Source organism: Propionicimonas sp. (assembly GCF_047606205.1).
GTDB lineage: Bacteria > Actinomycetota > Actinomycetes > Propionibacteriales > Propionibacteriaceae > Propionicimonas.
Genome location: NZ_JASGES010000245.1, coordinates 1 through 5,825 on the forward strand (window position 1 = coordinate 1; position 5,825 = coordinate 5,825).

At 69.8% G+C, this 5,825-nt stretch carries 7 protein-coding genes and 1 pseudogene; 2 read left to right on the top strand and 6 right to left on the bottom strand.

Annotation, left to right across the window (positions count from 1 at the left end):
- Positions 1-46: 46 nt before the first annotated feature.
- The 5 genes and pseudogenes from QM633_RS15315 to QM633_RS15335 form a co-directional block, all read right to left on the bottom strand.
- Positions 47-166 (bottom strand): ribbon-helix-helix protein, CopG family, encoded by a 120-nt coding sequence (locus QM633_RS15315; protein WP_415154631.1) that lies wholly within the window; start codon positions 164-166, stop codon positions 47-49.
- A gap of 58 nt (positions 167-224) precedes the next feature.
- Complete coding sequence (locus tag QM633_RS15320; protein ID WP_415154632.1) at positions 225-527, bottom strand: addiction module antidote protein; 303 nt, start codon at positions 525-527, stop codon at positions 225-227.
- Positions 524-826, bottom strand: a complete 303-nt coding sequence (locus tag QM633_RS15325) for a type II toxin-antitoxin system RelE/ParE family toxin (protein ID WP_415154633.1) — start codon at positions 824-826, stop codon at positions 524-526. Before QM633_RS15325 ends, QM633_RS15320 begins: the two co-directional genes overlap by 4 nt.
- Positions 827-1,670: 844 nt before the next feature.
- Positions 1,671-2,269 (bottom strand): annotated as a pseudogene (locus QM633_RS15330) (cyclophilin-like fold protein).
- Positions 2,169-3,056, bottom strand: a complete 888-nt coding sequence (locus QM633_RS15335) for a helix-turn-helix domain-containing protein (RefSeq protein WP_415154634.1) — start codon at positions 3,054-3,056, stop codon at positions 2,169-2,171. The pseudogene QM633_RS15330 and the gene QM633_RS15335 overlap by 101 nt, the downstream one beginning before the upstream one ends.
- A gap of 102 nt (positions 3,057-3,158) precedes the next feature.
- Between QM633_RS15335 and QM633_RS15340 the strand changes: the two genes are divergently transcribed.
- Entirely contained in the window at positions 3,159-4,382 is a 1,224-nt protein-coding gene (locus QM633_RS15340) for a multidrug effflux MFS transporter (protein WP_415154635.1), read from the top strand.
- 35 nt (positions 4,383-4,417) lie between these two features.
- Positions 4,418-5,440, top strand: coding sequence for a zinc-dependent alcohol dehydrogenase family protein (locus tag QM633_RS15345; protein WP_415154636.1), 1,023 nt, complete (start codon positions 4,418-4,420; stop codon positions 5,438-5,440).
- Positions 5,441-5,747: 307 nt separating this feature from the next.
- On the opposite strand, the gene QM633_RS15350 is transcribed toward QM633_RS15345, so the two are convergent.
- Positions 5,748-5,825, bottom strand: a 78-nt coding sequence (locus tag QM633_RS15350; protein WP_415153074.1) for a ribbon-helix-helix protein, CopG family, incomplete at its 5' end; no start/stop codon positions are given.

Here is a 5,825-nt window from a genome sequence, read left to right on the forward strand (position 1 = left end):
AGGGTCGAGCCGCTGGAGGTGGCTGAATCGGCGGGGAGACGCGGGGTCAGTGGGCGAGCTGCTGGTCGAGGGCTTCGCGGATGATCTGGGAACGGGACTTGTGTTCCCGGGCGGCGTAGGCGTCCAGACGGGCAGCACGTTCGGGGTCGAGCCAGAACCGGATCACCACCCCCATGACATCGCCGGCACGGATCCCTGGCAACCTGTCCGGAGATGAGCGCGAGCTAGGCGACAGATTCGAAGTGGACGCGGAGACCGAGCGCACGCGCCACCTTGACCACGGTCGCGAAGCTGGGATTGCCGCCGGCCGAGAGCGCCTTGTACAGGCCTTCTCGGCTCATGCCGGCCTGGCGGGCGATCTCGCTCAGGTTGCGGGAGCGGGCGATCGCGCCCAGCGCCTGGGCGATCAGGGTCGGGTCATCCTCTCCCCCATCGATCACCGCCTCCAGGTAGGCGACCACGTCGTCGAAACTGTTGAGGTAGTCCGCAGGGTCGAACGCGGCGAAGGTCTCGGTCTGGCTGCTCATCCTTCTGCTCCTTCCTGGCTGCGCCACGCTGCAGCGATCTCATGGGCGGTCTTGATGTCAGTGGTCTGGCTGGACTTGTCCCCGCCGGTCAGCAGCAAGATCAGCCGGTCCGCCTCGCTCAGGTAGTAGACCCGGTAGCCCGGGCCGTAGTCGATCCTCAACTCCGAGATGCCGTGGCCGACCGGTCTGACGTCCCCGGCGTTCCCTGCGGCCAGCCGACCGATCCGGATCAGAACTCGCGCGGCCGCACGGCGGTCCCTTAGCCTGCCCAGCCATCGGTCGAATGTCGCGGATCGCACCACCTCGACCATATGTCAACTATAGTTCACAGTCTTGGGCAGGGCAACCTTTGCAGACGCGGACGAGCTCGCGCTGTCCCGCCCCGGCTGCTCGAATCCTGCGTGGCAAGTGGGCGTCAAGGAGGACCTGGCCGGCAATCCCTGGGGCGGCGGTGTCACCCCGGGGGTTGGCGAAGGCTTTGGCGTGGCGCTCGGCGGTGAGTAGGTCGGGGCTCTGGCCGGAGCGGGGTCCGACCGCGCCGCAGGTGCGGTCCCAGGGGCACCACGGCCGGCCGGGACGGCTGGCAAGTCGGGCTGAGGAATTGGCCAGCAGGCGGCGGACTTCTTGGCCGTCGGATCCTGACGAATCGCCGTACGCGGGGATCCATCATGTCCCCACTTCGGTCCTGACAACGGCTTGAGCCAGCCCGTCAGGACGCCGTCAACCTTCCCGGCATGCCTTGCCGCCTCATGCCAGCCGTCGACGCCGGCGGCGTTCGCCTGACGCGGGCTGTCCGCGCACGAACTCGTCCTCGCCCGACGTGGGATCAGTCGGTCCCCGCCACTCACGCCCTATGCGTGATGACAGCACGTGAGCCACGGTGGAACGGACAAGCACTCGACTCGGCACTGGAAGCCTGCGCGACAATCGCCGAACAGGTACCCGCCTTTGTGCAGGTCTTCGGAGCATGCCTGCCGGGGGGGGTGTCAGCTCCTCTTCTTCGGCACCTCGCTTGCGATTCGACTCCTGTTGGCTGAGCGTCGGGTTGAGCAGCCCATAGTCAGCGGGCCGGCACTCGTCAGCGGGTGGGGACGAGCACTCCCCTGCAATTGAACGGGTCGAGTCGACCCCGCCTGAAGTGCGCTACGCGCGGCGGCTCAGCCTTCCTGGTGAGTCGTCGGGGATGCCGGCGACCGATTCCAGCGGGCTGACGATGCGGCCCAGCCGTACGATCCCGGTGAAGGAGCCCACGTCGGTGTAGTACAGGACCAGCCGGTGGTCGGGCGCCCAGTAGCCGAGGTCGCCCAGGTCCGGGTCGGCGCCGGCGGGCAGCCCGGTCGTGTCCAGAGCGCGGGGCAGGTCGGCGACCTCTCCTGCCGCCCGTAGTCGAAGATCGTGACCTCCAGCGGCAGCATGGCGAGCAGGTCCCTGGCAGCCGTGTTGTCGAACAGCTCGGCCTCGATGTCCCCACTGCCGGTGTTGATCCGGATGCGGGTCACTGTTGTTCCTTCCGGGGTGGTGGCGCTCACGGTCGGCTCACCGCCAGTGTTCCCAGCGGCTGCGCAACCGGCCAGCACGACGGCGAGGACGACGCCGGCCGCGACCACTGATGAGCGGACGCGGCGATGTCGGGTGAGCCGGTCATTCGCGGACGGCATGGTCGGTGGTCGGCTGTTGGACGGCCGCCCAGGAGCCGAGGAGCCGGAGCGCCTCGGCCGTCCGGGAGGCCGGTTCGGCCGCATAGATGGTGAGGGTGAGACCGGGTTCGCTGACCATGTCGACGGACTCGTAGGCCAGATCGAGGTCGCCGACGGCGCTGTGCCAGAACGTCTTGCCGCCAGCGCCGTGGAGGCGGACATTGTGGCTGCTCCAGCGGGCGCGGAACTCGTCGCTGCAGGTGGCGAGTTCGCCGACCAGGTCCTGCAGGCGGCGATCATGCGGGTCGCGGCCGGCTTCGGTGCGCAGGATCGCCACACAGGTGTCGGCCGCGGTGTCCCAGTCGGGATAGAAGCTGTGCGAGTCGTCGTCCAGGAACGTGTAGCGGGCGAAGTTCGGCGGCCCTGACCGCGTCCGCTCGTACAGCGCGGCGTGCATCGCCCGGCCGAGCATGTTGGTCGCGAGCAGGTCCATCCGGTTGTTCCGGACGATCGCCGGCCCACCGGTGATCGCGTCCAGCACCCACTGCAGGCTCGGCGGCGGCGTCCACCCACGCGCGGCGCGCGGACGCCGCCGCAGCACGTCGCCCGCGCCGTCTGCGCTGCGGGCCAGGTCCAGCAGGTGTGCCCGCTCGGCATCGTCCAGCTTCAACGCCCGGGCAATGCCTTCCAGCACGCCGGGGCTGACCCCGGCCAGGCCGTTGCGCTCGATCTTCGCGTAGTACTCGATGCTCACCCCGGCCAGGGTCGCGACCTCACTGCGTCTCAGGCCCGGCACCCGCCGCCGGCCGTGCTCCGGCAGCCCCACCTCGCGGGGGCTGAGCCTGCCCCGGCGCGACGTCAGGAAGTCCCGCGCATCACCCGTCTCGTCCATGCCCACCACCGTAGGCACGCCGGCTTCCGGTAGCGATGCACTCCCCGTACACCCATCAGCAGTGACTTCCCCACCAGCCGCAGCCCCTGTTGGCTGGGGACCGTGACCACCAGCCAACCCTCCGGCAGCACCCATCCGGGCCGCCGACTCACCGGGTGGCTGCTGGCCAGTGTGGTGTTCATCGGCGCGATCGCCCCGCTGGCCACCGACATGTACGTGCCGGCCTTCCCGGGGGTCGCCGCCGACCTCGGCACCAGCGCCTTCCCCGTCCAGCTGACCCTGACCACGTTCTTCGTCGGCATGGCGCTGGGCCAGCTGATCGGCGGGCCTGTCTCCGACCAGCGCGGACGCCGCCTGCCGTTGCTCGCCTCCCTGGCCGTCCTGGTCGCCGCCTCGCTGGCCTGCGCGGCCGCGCCCTCGATCACCGTGATGATGCTGGCCCGCTTCGTGCAGGGTTTCAGCGGCGGCTGGGCCATGGTGATCGCCCGCAGCGTGGTCGTCGACCTCAGTTCCGGCGCGGAACTCGTCCGGGCGATGAACCTGCTCGCGGGCGTCGGCGGCATCGCCCCGGTCGTCGGGCCGCTGCTCGGAGCCGCGATCCTGCAGTCGTTCGGCTGGCGAACCACCTTCCTGGCGGTCGCAGGACTGGCCGCCGCGATGATCGTCGTGGTCGCTCTCGCAATCCCCGAAACCCTGCCTGCAGAACGCCGGCACGGCGGCGGCCTCACCCGCCTCGCCGCCTCGACCAAGGCCGTGCTCAGCCACCGCGGCTACGTCGGCTACCTGATCGTGATGGCCTTCTCGATGGGAGTCACCTTCGCCTACGTCGCCACCTCAGCGTTCGTCCTGCAATCCATGAACGGCCTCTCGCCAATCCTGTACTCGGTCGCGTTCGCCACCAACGCGGTCGGGCTGATGGCCGGTACGCTCACTGCCGGCTGGCTGGTCGGACGTGTCCGCACCCGCGCCGTGATCGCGGTCGGCCTGTTCGCCACCGGCGCCGCCGGGCTGGCCATTCTCGCCGGAGCGCTGTGGTGGGGCATGCCGCTGGCGATCTCGCTGGGCGGCTTCTTCCTCCTCCAGACCGCCCAAGGCCTGGTCGGTCCGAACGCCGGAGCCCTGGCGTCCAGCGAAGTGCCCGAGCATCCCGGGACGGGCTCTGCCGTCCTCGGCTTCCTGCAGTGGTGCATGGCCGGCCTGATCGCCCCCCTGGCCGGGCTGGGCGGCGATCGGAGCGCCGTCCCCATGGCCGTCATCGTGCTCGTCCTCACCGCCGGATCACTGCTCGCCCTGCTCGTTGTCGCCCGGCCCCGACCCACGACCTGACCATCCACCGCTCACCGAAGGAAAGGAAGCACGACATGCGTGCAGTGAAGTTGTACGGCGCCCGCGACGTTCGGGTCGAGGACGTCCCGATGCCCACGATCCGGGAGCACGGGGACGCGATCATCAAGCTGGCTGCGGCCTGCGTGTGCGGCTCCGACCTGTGGGCCTACCGCGGGATCGACCCGATCACCGAGCCGATCACCGTTGGACACGAGTACTGCGGCGTGGTGACAGAGGTCGGGCCAACGGTCACGAACGTGAAGGTCGGCGACTTCGTGGTCGGCTCGTTCTTCGCCTCCGATGGCACCTGCGAGATCTGCCGGTCGGGCTACTACTCCGGCTGCCTCGACCGCCGTGGCATGGGCGGGGAGAACTGCCAGGCCGAGTACCTGCGCGTCCCGCTCGCCGACGGCACCCTGGTTGCCACCCCGACCACGCCCTCCGACGACCTGATTCCGCACCTGCTCGCCGCGTCCGACGTGCTCGGCACCGGCTGGTTCGCCGCCAAGGCCGCCGAAGTCGGGCCCGGCAAGACCGTCGCCGTGATCGGCGACGGTGCGGTCGGCCTGCTGGCCGTCCTCGCCGCGAAGGAACTCGGTGCCGAACGGATCATCGCAATGAGCCGGCACGAACCCCGCCAGAAGCTGGCGATCGAGTTCGGCGCCACCGACATCGTCACCGAACGCGGCGACGCGGGCGTCGCGAGGATCAAGGAACTCACCGACGGGCTCGGCGTGCACAGCGCCCTGGAAGCGGTCGGCACCCAGGAGTCGATGATGCAGGCCATCCGCTCCACCCGGCGCGGCGGCCACGTCGGCTACGTCGGCGTCTCCCACGACGTCAATCTGCCCGGCCTGGAACTGTTCTTCAGCCACGTCCACCTGCACGGCGGACCCGCGCCTGTCCGCGCCTACCTGCCCGACCTGATCGAGCGGATCATGACCCGACAGATCGAACCCGGCAAGGTGTTCGACCTGACGCTGCCGTTCGACCAGGCCGCCGACGCCTACGCCGCCATGGACAACCGCAGCGCCATCAAGGCCTACCTCACCTTCTGAGGCCGGGCCGGCCGCAGGGAGGCAGATGCCATGGCACTGATCTGCCGCGCTGGGGCCCCGCCAACGCGGACGCCTGGTCCCCGACCAGACGCACTGTCATCCGCGGTGCGGCCGTCGGCCTGCATGGTGTACGGGTCGGTGTCCTACCCGCTGACTGCGATCAGTTGCTCGCGGCGGCAACGGCTGTCGCCCGCACCCCCTGCCGACTTGCACCGGGTGTATCGAGGTTTCGGGTGGGGTTCCGGTGAGGTCTTCGCCGGCAGGGTCGAGCCGCTGGAGGTGGCTGAATCGGCGGGGAGACGCGGGGTCAGTGGGCGAGCTGCTGGTCGAGGGCTTCGCGGATGATCTGGGAACGGGACTTGTGTTCCCGGGCGGCGTAGGCGTC